Raw genomic sequence first — 1,710 nt, 5'->3', positions numbered from 1 at the left:
CTTTAGGCACGGCCATACATAATATAGAAATCACACTTGGAAAGGGTGGACAATTAGCTAGAGCAGCGGGTGCTGTAGCGAAACTGATTGCAAAAGAGGGTAAATCGGCCACATTAAAATTACCATCTGGGGAGGTCCGTTTGATATCCCAAAACTGCTCAGCAACAGTCGGACAAGTGGGTAATGTTGGGGTGAAACAGAAAAGTTTGGATAGAGCCGGATCGAAGCGTTGGCTAGGTAAACGTCCTGTAGTAAGAGGAGTTGTTATGAACCCGGTAGACCATCCCCATGGGGGTGGTGAAGGGAGGGCCCCCATTGGTAGAAAAAACCCCACAACCCCATGGGGTTATCCTGCGCTTGGAAAAAGAAGTAGAAAAAGGAAGAAATATAGTGATAGTTTGATTCTGCGTCGCCGTAGTAAATAGGAGAATAGTGAAAATAGAATACATTTCTTTCTCTTTACAAAAAAAACCAAAGATAGGAGTAATTAGCTGTGACACGTTCACTAAAAAAAAATCCTTTTATAGCTAATCATTTATTAGGCAAAATTGAGAAGCTGAACATGAGGGCAGAAAAAGAAATAATTGTAACTTGGTCTCGAGCATCTACTATTATCCCCACAATGATCGGTCATACAATTGCGATTCATAATGGAAAAGAGCATTTGCCAGTTTATATAACAGATAGTATGGTCGGTCACAAATTGGGAGAATTTGCACCTACTCTAAATTTCAGAGGGCACGCGAAAAATGATAATAGATCTCGTCGTTAATTTTCATAAAGTCGATGCGGGTACTCTCTAATATTGTATTGAGAGAGTAACCTATAACAAACAAATTTTCTTTTAAGTAGTCTTGCTCAACTCGTCGTTCTGATCTGCCCGACTTATCTTTTATTTTTATTTTATGGAGAAGAGGTTAACCTATGGCGTCAAAGTTATCAAATACTACATATGAAAAGTATCTTAGCAAAGGGAACCGATTTCCTTTGGTTCGTTTAAGGAAGGATCAAAATGTAGTGAATACTTCTACTTCAAAAAGCATTAAATATCGAGAAGTATACGCTTTAGGTCGACATATATCTATGTCGGCCCACAAAGCGCGAAGAGTACTGGATCAGATTCGTGGACGTTCCTATGAAGAAACACTTATGATACTAGAACTCATGCCTTTTCGAGCATGCTATCCCATTTTAAAATTAGTTTATTCCGCAGCAGCAAATGCTCGGCATAATATGGGTTTAAACGAAACCGCTTTAATCATTAGTCAGGCCGAAGTCAATGAGGGTACTGTCGTGAAAAAGTTAAAACCCCGAGCTCGAGGACGTAGTTTTGCAATAAGAAGACCCACCTGTCATATAACTATTGTATTACAGGATACATCTAAGGATATAGTGGAGGCTCTATGGGACAAAAAATAAATCCGTTAGGTTTCAGACTGGGTACAACCCAAAGTCATCATTCCCTTTGGTTTGCACAACCAAAAAATTATTCTGAAGGTCTCCAAGAAGATCAAAAAATACGAGATTGTATCAAGGACTATCTAGAAAAAAAATCCTCGGGTATCAAAGGAATTGCTCGTATAGAGATTCACAAAAACATCGATCTGATCAAAGTAATAATTTATATGGGATTCCCAAAATTATTCTTGATGACTAACCCAAAAGATAAACCAAAAATAATCAAAGAATTAGAGAGCAGAGTTGGCAAAG

Annotated in this window: 4 protein-coding genes; all 4 read left to right on the top strand. The window is 38.5% G+C overall.

The window, feature by feature from the left end:
* A partial coding sequence (gene rplB, locus QQK25_RS24660) for a 50S ribosomal protein L2 (protein ID WP_284190027.1) occupies positions 1–425 on the top strand: 425 nt, incomplete at its 5' end.
* Between the two features lie 68 nt (positions 426–493).
* Positions 494–772, top strand: a complete 279-nt coding sequence (gene rpsS, locus QQK25_RS24655; protein WP_284190026.1) for a 30S ribosomal protein S19 — start codon at positions 494–496, stop codon at positions 770–772.
* 152 nt (positions 773–924) lie between these two features.
* Positions 925–1,419, top strand: a complete 495-nt coding sequence (gene rplV / locus QQK25_RS24650; protein WP_498027243.1) for a 50S ribosomal protein L22 — start codon at positions 925–927, stop codon at positions 1,417–1,419.
* Positions 1,404–1,710, top strand: a 307-nt coding sequence (locus tag QQK25_RS24645) for an uS3 family ribosomal protein (RefSeq protein ID WP_284190025.1), incomplete at its 3' end; no start/stop codon positions are given. The genes rplV and QQK25_RS24645, both read left to right, overlap by 16 nt.

Source organism: Zoogloea oryzae (genome assembly GCF_030161255.1).
GTDB classification, from domain to species: domain Bacteria; phylum Pseudomonadota; class Gammaproteobacteria; order Burkholderiales; family Rhodocyclaceae; genus Zoogloea; species Zoogloea oryzae.
Note: the sequence above shows the minus strand (reverse complement) of the source record. Positions and strands in the feature narration are given on the sequence as shown.

Bases quoted from the DNA above. Each gene is read 5' to 3' on its own strand.
- rplV (WP_498027243.1), top strand. From the start codon at position 925: ATGGCGTCAAAGTTATCAAATACTACATATGAAAAGTATCTTAGCAAA.